General features: G+C 62.8%; 15 protein-coding genes. 9 read left to right on the top strand and 6 right to left on the bottom strand.

Going from position 1 to position 13,834, the window contains the following annotated elements; all coding sequences use genetic code 11:
- Nucleotides 1-69: 69 nt before the first annotated feature.
- Together IAE40_RS07605 and IAE40_RS07600 are read right to left on the bottom strand one after the other, a co-directional pair.
- Nucleotides 70-645 (bottom strand): hypothetical protein, encoded by a 576-nt coding sequence (locus IAE40_RS07605; RefSeq protein ID WP_197890507.1) that lies wholly within the window; start codon nucleotides 643-645, stop codon nucleotides 70-72.
- Nucleotides 646-710: 65 nt separating this feature from the next.
- Nucleotides 711-1,277, bottom strand: coding sequence for a DUF6436 domain-containing protein (locus IAE40_RS07600; RefSeq protein WP_153774833.1), 567 nt, complete (start codon nucleotides 1,275-1,277; stop codon nucleotides 711-713).
- Between the two features lie 154 nt (nucleotides 1,278-1,431).
- Between IAE40_RS07600 and IAE40_RS07595 the strand changes: the two genes are divergently transcribed.
- On the top strand, nucleotides 1,432-2,361 hold the full coding sequence (locus IAE40_RS07595; protein WP_063541707.1) for an alpha/beta hydrolase: 930 nt from the start codon (nucleotides 1,432-1,434) through the stop codon (nucleotides 2,359-2,361).
- On the opposite strand, the gene IAE40_RS07590 is transcribed toward IAE40_RS07595, so the two are convergent.
- On the bottom strand, nucleotides 2,354-3,106 hold the full coding sequence (locus IAE40_RS07590; RefSeq protein WP_200602943.1) for a DUF2059 domain-containing protein: 753 nt from the start codon (nucleotides 3,104-3,106) through the stop codon (nucleotides 2,354-2,356). The two genes, IAE40_RS07595 and IAE40_RS07590, sit on opposite strands and share 8 nt — an antisense overlap.
- Before the next feature lie 113 nt (nucleotides 3,107-3,219).
- Here IAE40_RS07590 and IAE40_RS07585 point away from each other — a divergent pair, with 113 nt between their 5' ends.
- A complete protein-coding gene (locus IAE40_RS07585; protein WP_197890546.1) occupies nucleotides 3,220-3,852 on the top strand; it encodes a 2OG-Fe(II) oxygenase in 633 nt (210 codons plus the stop codon).
- The gene (locus IAE40_RS07580) at nucleotides 3,839-4,330 is read left to right on the top strand and encodes a DUF523 domain-containing protein (protein WP_151926455.1); all 492 of its coding nucleotides are present in this window, start codon (nucleotides 3,839-3,841) and stop codon (nucleotides 4,328-4,330) included. The genes IAE40_RS07585 and IAE40_RS07580 overlap by 14 nt, the downstream gene beginning before the upstream one ends.
- Before the next feature lie 114 nt (nucleotides 4,331-4,444).
- Here the strand turns inward: IAE40_RS07580 and IAE40_RS07575 are convergent, their stop codons facing one another.
- Entirely contained in the window at nucleotides 4,445-4,924 is a 480-nt protein-coding gene (locus IAE40_RS07575) for a substrate-binding periplasmic protein (protein WP_153774836.1), read from the bottom strand.
- A 230-nt stretch (nucleotides 4,925-5,154) separates the two neighbouring features.
- Here IAE40_RS07575 and IAE40_RS07570 point away from each other — a divergent pair, with 230 nt between their 5' ends.
- Entirely contained in the window at nucleotides 5,155-5,631 is a 477-nt protein-coding gene (locus IAE40_RS07570; protein ID WP_054891119.1) for a DUF4399 domain-containing protein, read from the top strand.
- A 120-nt stretch (nucleotides 5,632-5,751) separates the two neighbouring features.
- On the opposite strand, the gene serA is transcribed toward IAE40_RS07570, so the two are convergent.
- Nucleotides 5,752-6,981, bottom strand: a complete 1,230-nt coding sequence (serA, locus tag IAE40_RS07565) for a phosphoglycerate dehydrogenase (RefSeq protein WP_054891120.1) — start codon at nucleotides 6,979-6,981, stop codon at nucleotides 5,752-5,754.
- A gap of 172 nt (nucleotides 6,982-7,153) precedes the next feature.
- Between serA and IAE40_RS07560 the strand changes: the two genes are divergently transcribed.
- The 4 genes from IAE40_RS07560 (at nucleotide 7,154) to IAE40_RS07545 (ending at nucleotide 11,316) form a co-directional block, all read left to right on the top strand.
- On the top strand, nucleotides 7,154-8,551 hold the full coding sequence (locus IAE40_RS07560; protein ID WP_200602942.1) for an FAD-binding oxidoreductase: 1,398 nt from the start codon (nucleotides 7,154-7,156) through the stop codon (nucleotides 8,549-8,551).
- Nucleotides 8,552-8,579: 28 nt separating this feature from the next.
- Nucleotides 8,580-9,245, top strand: coding sequence for a fumarylacetoacetate hydrolase family protein (locus tag IAE40_RS07555; RefSeq protein WP_054891122.1), 666 nt, complete (start codon nucleotides 8,580-8,582; stop codon nucleotides 9,243-9,245).
- A gap of 156 nt (nucleotides 9,246-9,401) precedes the next feature.
- The gene (locus IAE40_RS07550; RefSeq protein ID WP_054891123.1) at nucleotides 9,402-10,322 is read left to right on the top strand and encodes an SdiA-regulated domain-containing protein; all 921 of its coding nucleotides are present in this window, start codon (nucleotides 9,402-9,404) and stop codon (nucleotides 10,320-10,322) included.
- Between the two features lie 88 nt (nucleotides 10,323-10,410).
- Complete coding sequence (locus tag IAE40_RS07545; RefSeq protein ID WP_200602941.1) at nucleotides 10,411-11,316, top strand: SdiA-regulated domain-containing protein; 906 nt, start codon at nucleotides 10,411-10,413, stop codon at nucleotides 11,314-11,316.
- A 130-nt stretch (nucleotides 11,317-11,446) separates the two neighbouring features.
- Here the strand turns inward: IAE40_RS07545 and rpiA are convergent, their stop codons facing one another.
- On the bottom strand, nucleotides 11,447-12,121 hold the full coding sequence (rpiA, locus tag IAE40_RS07540) for a ribose-5-phosphate isomerase RpiA (RefSeq protein WP_197890499.1): 675 nt from the start codon (nucleotides 12,119-12,121) through the stop codon (nucleotides 11,447-11,449).
- A gap of 134 nt (nucleotides 12,122-12,255) precedes the next feature.
- Here rpiA and ilvA point away from each other — a divergent pair, with 134 nt between their 5' ends.
- Entirely contained in the window at nucleotides 12,256-13,770 is a 1,515-nt protein-coding gene (ilvA, locus tag IAE40_RS07535; protein WP_054891126.1) for a threonine ammonia-lyase, biosynthetic, read from the top strand.
- Nucleotides 13,771-13,834 lie beyond the last annotated feature (64 nt).

Below are 13,834 nucleotides of genomic sequence, written 5' to 3'. Positions count from 1 at the left end.
TGAGCTGAAAGCGCATTGAGAATAGCTTGCTCGAGCCGGTGATCGTCAATCTCGAGCCTGAGGTCAGGCCTACCGGAAAATCTTCGCGTCGCGCATGGCTTCCTCGGCAAGGGTGCGACGGTTGGCGATCAGCCGGCCGAGCATCTCTTCGACCTGGCTGATCTGTCGTTCGAGCTGTTCCTGGCGGCGGTTGCGCTCCCAGGTGCGGGTTTGCAGCTGCTTGAGCTTTGCTCGGCGGCTGGACAGCTCGCGGCAGGCTCGTTCGAGGCGATGAGCCCGCTCATGCGTGACAGCAACCGTGGAGAAGAGGCAAGCCTGCAGGTCGCGCTGATAGTTGACCAACAGCGTGTCAACGGCATCGATCTGCTGTTGCAGGCGCTGCAAGGTGTTCATGCCGCTCGAAGGGCCCGCTAGTTCGCTGATGGCGCGCTCCAGCTGTTCCTCCAGGTGCTCGGGGGACCGCTGGAAGGCGACGACGGCATAGCTGCTGTCGCTGGAGGAAGATGGGCTGACGATATGTTCGCGCAGGCTGAGCCTTGTCACCGGGTAGTTCAGGGATATCTGATGCTGGCCCCAGAGCAACTCGATGTGGTCCTGATCTTCGTTCGTCAGGGGGGGAGAAGAGCGAGCGAAGACAGGTGCCATGGCGTTTTCCTTAAGCGGTAGGCCAATACGCTAAGGGGCTGGTATGTGCGCGACGTCATAAATATCTACCGCTGCTGATCTTTCCGCCATGGGCAATAGCACCCGCTGGCCAGGGCATTGGAGGCCTGTACCCGGCGCCCTTGCAGCAGCGCCCGGATGACGGGTTCGATGAAGCTGTTGCTCGAGTTGCACACCGCGCCTTCGCTATAGGGGCCGAAGTAGGCGAGCTGCCCCTGTCGATCCCAGATCGCCACTGCCGGAGAGGCGGGCAGGTGTTCGCTGCCCGGCAGCTCGCGGATCGGCTGCAGGGCGCCAAGGTTGGCGGGAAGCTGGCCGTGGCTGCCGGGCTTTTGCAGTACATGGAAGGTTACACCCTGCGCGGCGAACTGCTCGATGAGTTCGGCCAGGTGTTGCTGGTTGCCGACGTTGCAAGGGCAGGTGGGGTCCCAGAAGTGCACGACGCGGATCGGGCCAGGGCCTGCGAGCTCGGCGGGCAGTTGCAACTGGCTACCGTCGAACAGCGTGGCCTGGTCGTCGAACTGGCGCAGGTAGCGCGACTGGAAGCTGTCGTAGGCCCACCACAGCAAGGCGGCGCAGAGCAGGGTGGCGAGCAGCGTGGTGAGGGTTTTCATCGGTAGTCCGCAACGTTGCACCGGGCTTTTTCGCGGGCTTGCCCGCCAAGAGCGCGTCTGGGTGCATGACAAAGACAAGAAGACGCCAGCTTGCCATGGCCGGGCACAGAGCTGAATATCGCAGATCAATACTCGCGCCACTCTGGATGTACCGATGCCTTCACCCTTCCACCCTGACCTGCTGCGCACCAGCCTTGACGCTCTTGCGGCGCGCCAGCCACTGTCGGCCCAGGCCCTCGACTACCAGCGCTTCTACGGTCTCGACCTGCCCGCACACAGCTGGTTGGGTGGCTTCAGCGTGGCAGGTTTCGACCTGGTCGGGCAGGTGTGGCTGCCGCAAGAACCGGTGGCAACGCTGTTCCTGCTGCATGGCTACTACGACCACATGGGCCTGTACCGCCATGTGATCGCCTGGGCCTTGCAGCAGGGCTTCGCGGTGATTGGCTGCGATCTGCCCGGTCACGGGCTGTCCAGTGGCGAGCGGGCCAGCATCGCCGACTTCGCGATCTACCAGCAGGTGCTCGATGCCCTCTTCGAACAGGCGCGCAGGCTCGACTTGCCACGGCCTTGGCATCTGTGTGGGCAGAGCACGGGTGGAGCCATCGTTGTCGATCATCTGCTGCACTGCGGCGAGCAGAGCCCGGCGGACGGCCAGGTGATCCTGCTGGCGCCGTTGGTGCGACCGCGGGCCTGGCACTGGTCGAAGCTGAGTTATCGGGTGCTGCGCCATTTCGTCGATGGTATCGAGCGACGCTTCAGTGCCAATACCAACGACCCGGCATTTCTTGCGTTTCTCGAGGCCGATCCGTTGCAGCCGCGGCGCCTGCCGACGGCATGGGTGGGGGCGCTGATGGCCTGGATCAAGCGCATCGAGGCGGCGCCGCATAGTCGGCGTCGGCCGCTGATCGTTCAGGGCGAGGCAGACGGCACGGTGGACTGGCCCTACAACCTCAGAGTGCTGAAGGAGAAGTTCGCCGAGCCGCAGATTCTCCTGCTGCCCGAGGCGCGGCATCACCTGGCCAACGAGCTGCCGGATATCCGCCAGCGCTACTTCACCTTTCTCGACCAGCGCCTGCTTACTTGAGGTTGGCGCTGCTCTGGCCCACAGCCAGCCCCGCACGCACCGCGGCCAACGCGGCATTGTAGTAGGCCTTGCCCTCTGCGGATTCGGCGAAAGTGGCGAACGCTTCCAGTTCGTCGTCGGACAGCTCGCGGTAGACGTACAACAACGTGTTGTTCAGGTCTTCGCCAATCTCGTTCATCAAACGTTGGCGCTGACCATCGAGCAGGCCCTGGGCCTGGCCGCCGCCGAACAGGCCGGGAATCATCGAGCTGAGGCTGTCGGCGGCAACCCCGGCGATCGCCAGGCTGACCTCGGCCCCAGCTTCGCGGGCCGGCAGTGCCTGGGCCAGGTGACCGATGGCCAGCAGGCGGTTGTCGCTGGCCTGGATCCTTGGCAGGCCCTTGGCGTTCTTGGCCAATTGGTCCTTGCGCGTGGCCAGCAATTCGGCGGCAACCACCTTGCGTCCCAGCGGCGATTGGAAGAACGCCAGCGCCGGCGCCGGATTCTTAAGGTTGGCGCGCAGTTGGGCCTGGGCACGCTGATCCATCGCCTGGGGCTGGAAGCGTTGGTTGCTGTTGTTGACGAGTGCCTGGTAAACCGCGGGCGGCAGGCTGTTGCGGTAGCGCTGCTGGGCGGCACCGATGGCATCATTGAAGTGGGCGCGCTGGTCGGGCCAGCCGGCGGCCTTGTACAGCTGGTCGAGGCTGTCTGCCCAGACAGGCATGGTGCAGATCATCAGCACAAGCAGGGAAAACAAACGGCGCATTCAGGACTCCTGTCGGCAGGCCGCTATTGTCTGTGGGGTGGTACGCCTTTGTCGAGATATCAGCGCGCTTCTCGGCCAAGTGGCGCTGTCCGTGTACATGGCTAATGGATATGATGCGCGCCATGCATACCTCTCCTGAACATCCGCTGCTGTCGACCATCGTCGACGACCTGGCCACCCGTGGCTGGTCGCAGCAGGCACTTTTCCTGCCGCTTGAGCTGGCCGGCGCACTGGCCGCCGAGTGTCGCAGGCGCCATGCCGAGGGCGAACTGAACCCCGCAGGTGTCGGCAGGGGCGCGGCCCAGGAGGTACGCGAGGCGATCCGTGGCGACCAGATCCAGTGGATCGACCCCGGCCAGGCCGAGCCCTGCGACCGTTACCTGGAGCTCATGGACAACCTGCGCCAGGCGATCAACCAAGGGCTGTTCCTGGGGCTGGAAGACTTCGAGTGTCATTTCGCCCTGTATCCGCCGGGCGCCTTCTACCGCAGGCATCTTGACCGTTTCCGCGACGACGACCGGCGCATGGTGTCGGTGGTGCTCTATCTCAATGAGTGCTGGCAACCCGAAGACGGCGGGCAACTGCGGATGTTTCTCGCCGACGATGTCGAGCATGATGTCCAGCCCGAGGCTGGCAGCCTGGTGGTGTTCCTTTCGGGTGAAGTCCCGCATGAAGTCCTGCCGGCCAATCGCGAACGCCTGTCGCTGACGGGCTGGTTCCGGCGCCGTGGCAATGATCCCTTCTGAGTCGTCCAAGGTCCTGGTCAGCGCCTGCCTGCTGGGGCAACCGGTGCGCTATGACGGGCGCGACAGTGGCCACCCCGATCTGCTCAAGCAATGGCAGGCCGAGGGCCGTGTAGTGCCCTTGTGCCCGGAGGTGGCGGGTGGCTTGCCGACGCCGCGACCGGCCGCGGAGATCCAGGGCGGACAGGGTGGCCAGGTGCTCGATGGGCAGGTTCAGGTCCTGACCGTCGCTGGCGAGGATGTCAGCGCGGCATTTTTGAGCGGCGCTCGGCAGGCCTTGGCGCTGGTGAGGCGGCATGGGATTCGGGTTGCGGTGCTCAAGTCCGGTAGCCCGTCGTGCGGTAACCGACTGACCTACGATGGCAGTTTCAGCGGGGTGAAGGTGCCGGGGGAGGGCGTCGTTGCTGCGCTGCTGCGCCGGGAAGGGGTGCTGGTGTTCAGCGAGTTGGAGCTGGATGAGGCGCAACGGGCACTGGGGTAGTTCGGTGTCGTTCTTTTCGCGGGCAAGCCCGCTCCCACAGGCCTATGGTGAGTCCAACCCTGTGGGAGCGGCGGTTCGGCGCTCCGACTTGCCCGCGAAAAGAACAACGCGATATCACTGCTGCGCTGCCGTCTTCTCGAACCACTTCTGCTCGAGCTCCGCCATCCGCCCACTGTCCTTGAGCCGCTGCAGGGCATTGTTCAGCGCGCTTTCGAATGCAGGGTTATCTTTCTGGAACGGAATCACCAGCTTCTTCTCGCCAAACGGCTGGCTGGCATCGAGCGCGCTTTCGGTCGCAGATTGTTGGCCTGTCGGGGTCAGCGCGATGTCGTACTTGCCGCTCTCCACGCCCGGTAACACTTCGTCGGCAGGCGCTTCGATGAATTCGGCGCGCAGGTCCATCTCCCGGGCCAGGTCCTGGCCGAACTCGATGTCGAACCCGGTCAGGTGCTCGTTTTCCTTGAAGGCGTAGGGTGCATTGTCGGCTTGGACGGCGATGCGCAGTTCACCTCGGTCGTTGATTTCGTCGATCAGCTCTGCCTGGGCCAGGGGGCTGATGAGTACTGCCAGCAGTAGGCCAATGGTCAAACGCATGAATATCCCTTTTATTTCTCGGCAGATGAATGTCATTCGCCGTGGCTTTCTGTGTTTGCCGCGATCGAACGCAGCCTATGACCCCTACATCGCGCGTATGTTTGAGCCGGCATTGAAATTTTCATGCCGGCATTTTTGAACCTGCGGCGTGGCAGGTGGACTATGGTGAAGTACCGCCTCGCTTCTTTTAAGTGATAGCGGTCAATTGAAGTGAATGACAGGAGATGTGAATGAAAAGCCCAGTTTCGCGTGCTGCCCTCGCCGGTTTGCTGATGGGAGCCTCTTTGCTTGCCACGGCTGCGGATGCCCTGAAAAGCCAGGAGCCGCCGAAAGATGCGAAGGTCTTCATCGTTTCCCCTGCCGATGGCGCTACGGTCGACAAGACCTTCACCGTCAAGTTCGGCATTGAAGGGATGGCGCTCAAGCCGGCCGGCGACCAGACTCCGCATTCCGGGCACCATCACCTGCTGGTCGATGTCGACAAAGCGCCTGTAGCTGACCAGCCATTGCCGACCAGCCTGATGCCTGAGGGCAACCAACCCCTGCCAGCCGGGCCGCAGGTGCTGCATTTCGGCAAGGCGCAGACCGAGGCGACCATCACCCTGACCCCGGGCAAGCACACCCTGCAACTGGTACTGGGCGACCAGTACCACGTGCCGTTCAAGCCAAGCGTCGAGTCGAAGAAGATCACCGTCAATGTGAAGTAACGCGGGGAATGCTTCGCGGCGCTCCGGCGCCCCGACCCGCCCGCGAAGCCGAAGACACGGATCGGGCAGGCAAAAAAAGGGAGGCCACCAGGGCCTCCCTTCTTCATGCAGCCATCAGGCTCAGAACAGTACGCGCGAGCGGATGGTGCCCTTGACGTGCTGCAGCTTCTCTTGCGCCAGGTCCGAGTACTCGGCGTCGACGTCGATGACCACGTAGCCCACTTTCTCGTCGGTCTGCAGGAACTGACCGGAGATGTTGATGCCGTTCTCGGCGAAGACCTTGTTGATCTCGCTGAGCACGCCCGGGATGTTTTCGTGGATGTGCAGCAGGCGGTGCTTGCCTGGGTGCGCCGGCAGGGCTACTTCAGGGAAGTTGACCGACGACACGGAGGTACCGTTGTCGCTGTACTTGACCAGCTTCTCGGCCACTTCCAGACCGATGTTGGCCTGGGCTTCGGCGGTCGAACCGCCGATGTGCGGGGTCAGGATGACGTTGTCCAGGCCGCGCAGCGGGCTTTCGAACTCTTCGTCGTTCGAGCGCGGCTCGACCGGGAACACGTCGATGGCCGCGCCGATCAGGTGCTTGTCCTTGATCGCGGCAGCCAGGTGATCCAGCTCGACCACGGTGCCGCGTGCGGCGTTGATCAGGATCGAACCCTTCTTCATCGCACGGATTTCCTTCTCGCCGATCATCCACTGGGTGGATGGCAGCTCAGGCACGTGCAGCGAGACGATGTCGGCCAGGCCCAGCAGTTCGTTGAGGCTGGTGACCTGGGTGGCGTTGCCCAGTGGCAGCTTGGTCAGCGGGTCGAAGAAGTAGACCTGCATGCCGACGCTTTCGGCCAGTACCGACAGCTGGGTGCCGATCGAGCCGTAGCCGACGATGCCGAGCTTCTTGCCGCGGATCTCGAAGGAGTTGGCCGCGCTCTTGATCCAGCCACCGCGGTGGCAGGAGGCGTTCTTCTCGGGGATGCCGCGCAGCAGCAGGATGGCTTCGGCCAGCACCAGTTCGGCAACCGAACGGGTGTTGGAGTACGGCGCGTTGAACACCGCGATGCCGCGCTCGCGGGCCGCGTTCAGGTCGACCTGGTTGGTGCCGATGCAGAAGCAGCCGACCGCGACCAGTTTCTTCGCACAATCAAAGACTTCTTCAGTCAGTTGAGTGCGCGAGCGGATGCCGATGAAGTGGGCGTCCGCGATCTTTTCCTTCAGTTGCGCATCCGGCAGTGAGCCAGTGAGGTACTCGATGTTGGTGTACCCGGCAGCCTTGAGGGTGTCCACAGCATTCTGGTGGACGCCTTCGAGAAGAAGGAACCTGATCTTGCTCTTGTCGAGAGAAGTCTTGCTCATCTGCGTAAACCTGTATCCCGGAGAAAAAATGGCGAGGGGGGCAAAGCGGCGCGGCGACGGGCCTTAGCACGATCGACGGGAGGGCTATGCTAGCATACGCGACACCGTCTGAGCTTATCCCGACAGGTGAAGAGTGCTCAGGGTGACTATGAATCATTCGAGAGTTCTGCCGATGATCGACGTTGCGGTAATTGATGAGCTGAAGACCCTGGTCGACCCTGGCAAGGTCCTGACCGACCCCGCCTCGCTCGAGGCGTATGGCAAGGACTGGACCAAGCACTATCCACCGGCTCCTTCCGCCATCGTGCTTCCCAAAACCATCGAGCAGGTCCAGGCCATCGTCGTCTGGGCCAACCGCCACAAGGTCGCGCTGGTGCCGTCCGGCGGACGCACCGGCCTGTCGGGCGCCGCAGTCGCTGCCAACGGCGAAGTCGTGGTGGCCTTCGACCAGATGAACCAGATTCTCTACTTCAACGAGTTCGACCGCACGGTGGTCTGCCAGCCGGGCGTGATCACCCGCCAGTTGCAGCAGTTCGCCGAGGACCAGGGCCTGTACTACCCGGTCGATTTCGCCTCGAGCGGATCCAGCCAGATTGGCGGCAATATCGGCACCAATGCCGGCGGTATCAAGGTCATTCGCTACGGCATGACCCGTAACTGGGTGGCAGGCCTGAAGGTTGTCACCGGCAAGGGCGAACTGCTGGAGCTCAACCGCGACCTGATCAAGAACGCCACCGGCTACGACCTGCGCCAGTTGTTCATCGGCGCCGAGGGCACCCTGGGCTTCGTGGTCGAAGCGACCATGCGCCTGGACCGTGCGCCGCGCAACCTCACGGCGATGGTGCTCGGCACGCCGGACTTCGACTCGATCATGCCGGTGCTGCACGCTTTTCAGGGCAAGCTCGACCTGACCGCCTTCGAATTCTTCTCCGACAAGGGCCTGGCCAAGATCATGGGCCGCGGCGACGTGCCGGCGCCGTTCGACACGCAATGCCCCTTCTATGCGTTGCTGGAGTTCGAGGCCAGCACCGAGGAGGTGGCCAACGAAGCCCTGGCCACCTTCGAGCACTGCGTCGAGCAGGGTTGGGTGCTCGATGGGGTGATGAGCCAGAGCGAGACGCAGCTGAAGAACCTGTGGAAGCTGCGCGAGTACCTGTCCGAGACCATCTCCCACTGGACGCCCTACAAGAACGATATTTCCGTCACCGTTTCCAAGGTGCCGGCATTCCTGCGTGATATCGATGCGGTGGTCGGCGAACACTACCCCGATTACGAAGTCGTCTGGTACGGGCATATCGGCGACGGCAACCTGCACCTGAACATCCTCAAGCCCGACCACATGAGCAAGGATGATTTCTTCGCCTCCTGCACCAAGGTCAACAAGTGGGTGTTCGAGATCGTCGAGCGCTACAACGGTTCGATCTCTGCCGAGCACGGCGTGGGCATGACCAAGCGGGACTACCTGGGCTACAGCCGCTCGGCAGATGAAATTGCCTGCATGAAGGCGATAAAGGCGGTGTTCGACCCGAACGGCATCATGAATCCGGGTAAGATCTTCGCACCTGAATGAGAAAGCAGTATCCAGAGGAGTCGGCCCCATGAGTTACCAGCACCAGTACGTAGACGGCACGCGCATCCACTTCCCGCTGGGCAAGGTGGTGTGCATCGGCCGCAACTACGCCGAGCATGCCAAGGAACTGGACAACCCCATCCCCAGCGAGCCGCTGCTGTTCATCAAGCCTGGCAGCTGCGTGGTGCCACTGGAAGGCGGCTTCAAGATCCCGACCGACCGTGGTTCGGTGCACTACGAAGCCGAGATCGCCGTGCTCCTGGGCAAGCCGCTGTCGACCAAGCCGACAGTCGAAGAAGTGCTGGATGCCATCTCCGGCTACGCCCCGGCCCTGGACCTGACCCTGCGCGACGTGCAGGCCAAGCTCAAGGAGAAGGGCCTGCCGTGGGAGCTGGCCAAGAGCTTCGACGGCGCCTGTGTATTGCCGCCGTTCGTCGCCGCATCCAGTTTCGAGGACGTGACCGACATTCCGGTACGCCTGACCATCAACGGCGAAGTGCGCCAGGATGGCAGCAGCGCAATGATGCTCAACCCCATCGTGCCGATCATCCAGCACATCGCCGCGCACTTCTCTCTGCAGGCGGGCGATGTGATCCTCACCGGCACCCCGGCCGGTGTCGGGCCGTTCAATGTCGGTGATGAGCTGGTGCTTGAGCTGCCGGGTGTCAGCCGCTTCGAGAGCCGCGTGCTTTGATCTGACTGCGCGTCGTCATTTTCGCGGGTAAACCCGCTCCTACAGGGATTTGCACAGCCTTGTGAGAGCGGTTTTACCCGCGAGCGATTTACCGTTTTTTTCACACCCCATCTGGATAATGCGCGAATCTTCGCCCATTTACCCAGGACCCCCTGCATGCCAGCACCTTCCAGCGCCCCAGCTTCCACCAAGCGTCGTTTCTACCTGCGCTGGCCGTTCGCCCTGGCTGTGGCAGCGGTGATCGGCTATGGGGTGGCCATCGCCATGCACTGGGATGACCGTGGCTTGCTGTGGGTCAAGGAGCGTTTCGAGAGCAGTGCCGAGCGAATTGAAAGCGTCTGGCTGCCGGACTACCTGGTAGACATCGACGCCAAGCCGTTGCCGGGCATGGACGACGACGAAGCCTCGGACCTGTCGTTCAATCCGCAGACCCGCACGCTGTTCGCGGTGATGGGCAAGAACCCCTTCCTGGTCGAGCTCACGCTCGATGGCGACGTGTTGCGCAAGATTCCGCTGGTGGGTTGGGAAAATCCTGAAGGCCTTGCCGTGCTGGAAAACGGGCTGATCGCGATCGTTGATGAGCGCAACCATGACCTGACGCTGGTAAAGGTGGACGCGAGCACCTCGACGCTTAATCACGATGACTTCCCCAGCTATGACCTGGGCAAGTCGGTCAAGAGCAACAAGGGTTTCGAGGCCATCGCCTGGGACCCGATGCGCCAGCGCCTGATCATCGGCGAAGAGCGCCCGCCGCGTCTGTTTACCTGGAGCACCGATGGTCGCGGGCCGCTCAAGGGCGATAAGCAGCTGCTGCCCAGTGACGAGCTCGACCTGCGCAACCTGTCTGCGCTGGCGGTTGATCCACGCACAGGCCACCTGCTGGTGCTGTCGGCTGACTCGAACATGCTGCTGGAACTGGACGAGAAGGGTGAGCAGGTCAGCTTCATGACCTTGCTCGGGGCGTTCAACGGTCTGGGTAGCCGTGTGCCTCGGGCCGAAGGTGTGACCATGGACGATCAGGGCAACCTGTACATGGTCAGCGAGCCCGCGCTGTTCTATCGCTTCAAGAAGCACTGACAGGATTGTCGGGATTTTCTGATGATGGCCTTAAGCTTTATTTCAGCTATGAATGATTAGATTCGGCATCCTCCGTCGAGTCCTCTTCATGCGCCGTCATCTTCGTTCGTTTCTCTTTCTTCTGGCTTTCTCCGTGCTGGCGGTGCTTGGCGTGGTGGGGCACGAGTTCCGTCTGTTCGAGCGCGGCTGGTTCAACCTCAAGAGCTGGTGGCAGCCGACCGAGCAAGGCATCGGGCTAGATCGCTACCAGGTGGTGATCGAGGCTCAGCCCATCGAGGGCCTGGACGACGATGTTTCGGCGCTTACCTACGATCCCGATCGCAAGACCCTGTTTACCGTCACTAACGCCCGCTCAGAGCTCATCGAGCTTTCGCTGGATGGGCGCATCCTGCGCCGCGTGCCGCTGACCGGCTTCGGCGATCCCGAGGCGGTGGAGTATGTCGGGCCCAACAGCTACGTCATCACCGACGAGCGCCAGCAACGGCTGATTCGCGTGCGATTGGACGACGACACGCCGTTTCTCGACGCCAACGACGCCGAGCAGCTCACCCTGGGCATCGGCCTGAACGGCAACAAGGGCTTCGAAGGGCTGGCTTACGATTCGGCTGGCAAGCGCCTGTTCGTCGCCAAGGAGCGTGATCCGATGCTGATCTACGAGGTGCACGGTTTCCCCCATGCCAATCCGGAGCAGCCCTATGCGGTGCATGTGGTGCAGGACCGCAAGCGTGATTCACGGTTGTTCGTGCGCGACCTGTCGAGCCTGCAGTTCGATGAACGCAGCGGGCATCTGCTGGCGCTGTCGGACGAATCACGGCTGGTGCTGGAGCTGGATGTGAAGGGGCGGCCGCTGAGCACCCTGTCGTTGCGCAAGGGATATCAGGGCCTGAAGAAGACGGTGCCGCAGGCTGAAGGGATCGCCATGGACGATGCCGGGACCATCTACCTGGTGAGTGAGCCGAACCTGTTCTATGTGTTCAGGCAGCCGGCTGAGTAGGTGTAGTTCAGGGCTCTGTGGGGGCAGTGGTCTTTGTTGTTTCAGTGCTGGCCTATTCGCGGGTAAACCCGCTCCTACAGGTTTCCCGGCGTCCTTCAGAACAGCGGGGTACTTGTAGGAGCGGGCTTGCTTATTCAGCCTTCAGGCTCTTCACGCCTTCGGAAGTCCCCAGCAGCAGCAAGTCTGCCGGACGCGCCGCGAACAGGCCGTTGGTGACCACGCCAACGATCGCATTGATCTTGCTTTCCAGCTCCACCGGGTTGGTGATCTGCAGGTTGTACACGTCGAGGATGACGTTACCGTTGTCGGTCACCACGCCTTCGCGGTACACCGGATCGCCACCCAGCTTGACCAGCTGGCGCGCCACGTGGCTGCGGGCCATCGGGATCACCTCGACCGGCAGCGGGAAGGCGCCGAGCACCGGCACCAGCTTGCTGGCGTCGGCGATGCAGATGAAGGTCTTGGCCACTGCCGCGACGATCTTCTCGCGGGTCAGGGCCGCACCGCCGCCCTTGATCAGGTTCAAGTGCGCGTCGCTCTCGTCGGCACCGTCGACGTAGAACTCCAGCTCGCTGACGCTGTTCAGCTCATAGACCGGGATGCCATGACCCTTCAGACGCTGTGCGGTGGCCTCGGAGCTGGCGACGGCGCCGTCGAAGGCGGTCTTGTGCTGGGCCAGGGCGTCGATGAAGAAGTTGGCGGTCGAACCGGTGCCGACGCCGACGACGCTCTTTTCATCCAGCTTGGGCAGAATGAAGTCGACAGCGGCCTGGGCGACGGCCTGTTTGAGTTGGTCCTGGGTCATGCGGGCTCCGAGAGGGGCGGGAGGTTTTCTGAAGTCGCCTAGTATAACGAGTCCGGCGGCTTTGCTGTGGTCGCCCGACAGGGCGCTGGGGTAGACTTCCAGCCCTTGTCCCGCGGCCCAGTGATGTTTCCAAGATGCTCGAACAGTACGTCAAGAAGATCCTCACCTCGCGCGTCTACGACGTCGCCGTCGAAACCCCGCTGCACAACGCCGGCCAACTGAGCAAGCGCCTGGGCAACCAGGTCCTGCTCAAGCGCGAGGACCTGCAGCCGGTGTTCTCCTTCAAGATCCGCGGGGCGTACAACAAGCTGGCGCAACTGAGCGCCGAAGAGCTGGCGCGTGGCGTGGTCACCGCCTCTGCCGGCAACCACGCCCAGGGCGTGGCCCTGGCTGCGCGGGAGCTGGGCATCAAGGCCACCATCGTGATGCCCAAGACCACGCCGGAGATCAAGGTCGAGGGGGTGCGCTCGCGTGGCGGCAAGGTGGTGCTGCACGGCGACTCCTTCCCCGAGGCGCTGGCCTATTCGCTGAAGCTGGTCGAAGAGAAGGGCTTCGTCTACATCCACCCCTACGACGATCCCCACACCATCGCCGGGCAGGGCACCGTGGCGATGGAGATCCTGCGCCAGCACCCGGGCCGCCTGGACGCGATCTTCGTGCCGGTCGGTGGTGGCGGGCTGATTGCCGGCATTGCGGCCTATGTGAAGTACCTGCGCCCCGAGATCAAGGTGATCGGCGTCGAGCCTGACGATTCCAATTGCCTGCAGGCCGCGATGGCTGCGGGCGAGCGTGTGGTGCTGCCGCAGGTGGGGCTGTTCGCCGACGGTGTCGCGGTGGCGCAGATCGGTCAGCACACCTTCGATATCTGCAAGGATCATGTCGATGAGGTGATCACCGTCAGTACCGATGAGATCTGCGCAGCGATCAAGGATATCTACGACGATACCCGCTCGATCACCGAACCTGCCGGCGCCCTTGGCGTGGCGGGCATCAAGAAGTACGTCGAGTTGACCGGCGTCTCGGGGCAAACGCTGGTGGCCATCGACTCCGGTGCCAACGTCAATTTCGATCGTCTGCGTCACGTTGCCGAGCGCGCCGAACTGGGTGAGAAGCGCGAGGCGATCATCGCCGTGACCATCCCGGAGCGTCCGGGCAGCTTCAAGGCGTTCTGCGAGGCTATCGGCAAGCGTCAGATCACTGAGTTCAACTACCGGTACCACGCCGACAAAGAGGCGCACATCTTCGTCGGCGTGCAGACCCATCCAGAGACCGACCCGCGCGCCGCCCTGGTTCAGCACCTGACCGAGCAGGGCTTCCCGGTAACCGACCTGACCGACAACGAACTGGCCAAGCTGCATATCCGTCACATGGTCGGTGGCCACTCGGCGGCGGCCAGCGATGAGCTGGTGCTGCGTTTCGAGTTCCCTGAGCGTCCGGGGGCGCTGTTCAACTTCCTCAACAAGCTGGGCGGGCGCTGGAACATCTCGATGTTCCACTACCGCAACCACGGTGCCGCCGATGGTCGCGTGGTGGCCGGGTTGCAGGTGCCGGAAGACGAGCGCCACCTGGTGCCCGAGGCGCTGGCCAAGATCGGTTATCCATACTGGGATGAAACCGACAACCCGGCGTACAAGCTGTTCCTGGGTTGAGCGGCTACGCTTGGCATGAATGGCAACACCGAACTTGCAGAAGCGGGCTTGTCCCGCGGTGAGG

Origin of the sequence: Pseudomonas sp. S44 (genome assembly GCF_016624805.1) — a bacterium.
Taxonomy (GTDB): Bacteria; Pseudomonadota; Gammaproteobacteria; order Pseudomonadales; family Pseudomonadaceae; genus Aquipseudomonas; species Aquipseudomonas machongensis.
This window is presented reverse-complemented; position numbering and strand designations above follow the sequence as displayed.

Excerpts from the sequence above, each read along its gene's own strand:
- IAE40_RS07605 (WP_197890507.1), bottom strand. The coding sequence starts at position 645 with ATGGCACCTGTCTTCGCTCGCTCTTCTCCCCCCCTGACGAACGAAGAT.
- IAE40_RS07600 (WP_153774833.1), bottom strand. The coding sequence starts at position 1,277 with ATGAAAACCCTCACCACGCTGCTCGCCACCCTGCTCTGCGCCGCCTTG.
- IAE40_RS07595 (WP_063541707.1), top strand. The coding sequence starts at position 1,432 with ATGCCTTCACCCTTCCACCCTGACCTGCTGCGCACCAGCCTTGACGCT.
- IAE40_RS07590 (WP_200602943.1), bottom strand. The coding sequence starts at position 3,106 with ATGCGCCGTTTGTTTTCCCTGCTTGTGCTGATGATCTGCACCATGCCT.
- IAE40_RS07585 (WP_197890546.1), top strand. The coding sequence starts at position 3,220 with ATGCGCGCCATGCATACCTCTCCTGAACATCCGCTGCTGTCGACCATC.
- IAE40_RS07580 (WP_151926455.1), top strand. The coding sequence starts at position 3,839 with ATGATCCCTTCTGAGTCGTCCAAGGTCCTGGTCAGCGCCTGCCTGCTG.
- IAE40_RS07575 (WP_153774836.1), bottom strand. The coding sequence starts at position 4,924 with ATGCGTTTGACCATTGGCCTACTGCTGGCAGTACTCATCAGCCCCCTG.
- IAE40_RS07570 (WP_054891119.1), top strand. The coding sequence starts at position 5,155 with ATGAAAAGCCCAGTTTCGCGTGCTGCCCTCGCCGGTTTGCTGATGGGA.
- serA (WP_054891120.1), bottom strand. The coding sequence starts at position 6,981 with ATGAGCAAGACTTCTCTCGACAAGAGCAAGATCAGGTTCCTTCTTCTC.
- IAE40_RS07560 (WP_200602942.1), top strand. The coding sequence starts at position 7,154 with ATGATCGACGTTGCGGTAATTGATGAGCTGAAGACCCTGGTCGACCCT.
- IAE40_RS07555 (WP_054891122.1), top strand. The coding sequence starts at position 8,580 with ATGAGTTACCAGCACCAGTACGTAGACGGCACGCGCATCCACTTCCCG.
- IAE40_RS07550 (WP_054891123.1), top strand. The coding sequence starts at position 9,402 with ATGCCAGCACCTTCCAGCGCCCCAGCTTCCACCAAGCGTCGTTTCTAC.
- IAE40_RS07545 (WP_200602941.1), top strand. The coding sequence starts at position 10,411 with ATGCGCCGTCATCTTCGTTCGTTTCTCTTTCTTCTGGCTTTCTCCGTG.
- rpiA (WP_197890499.1), bottom strand. The coding sequence starts at position 12,121 with ATGACCCAGGACCAACTCAAACAGGCCGTCGCCCAGGCCGCTGTCGAC.
- ilvA (WP_054891126.1), top strand. The coding sequence starts at position 12,256 with ATGCTCGAACAGTACGTCAAGAAGATCCTCACCTCGCGCGTCTACGAC.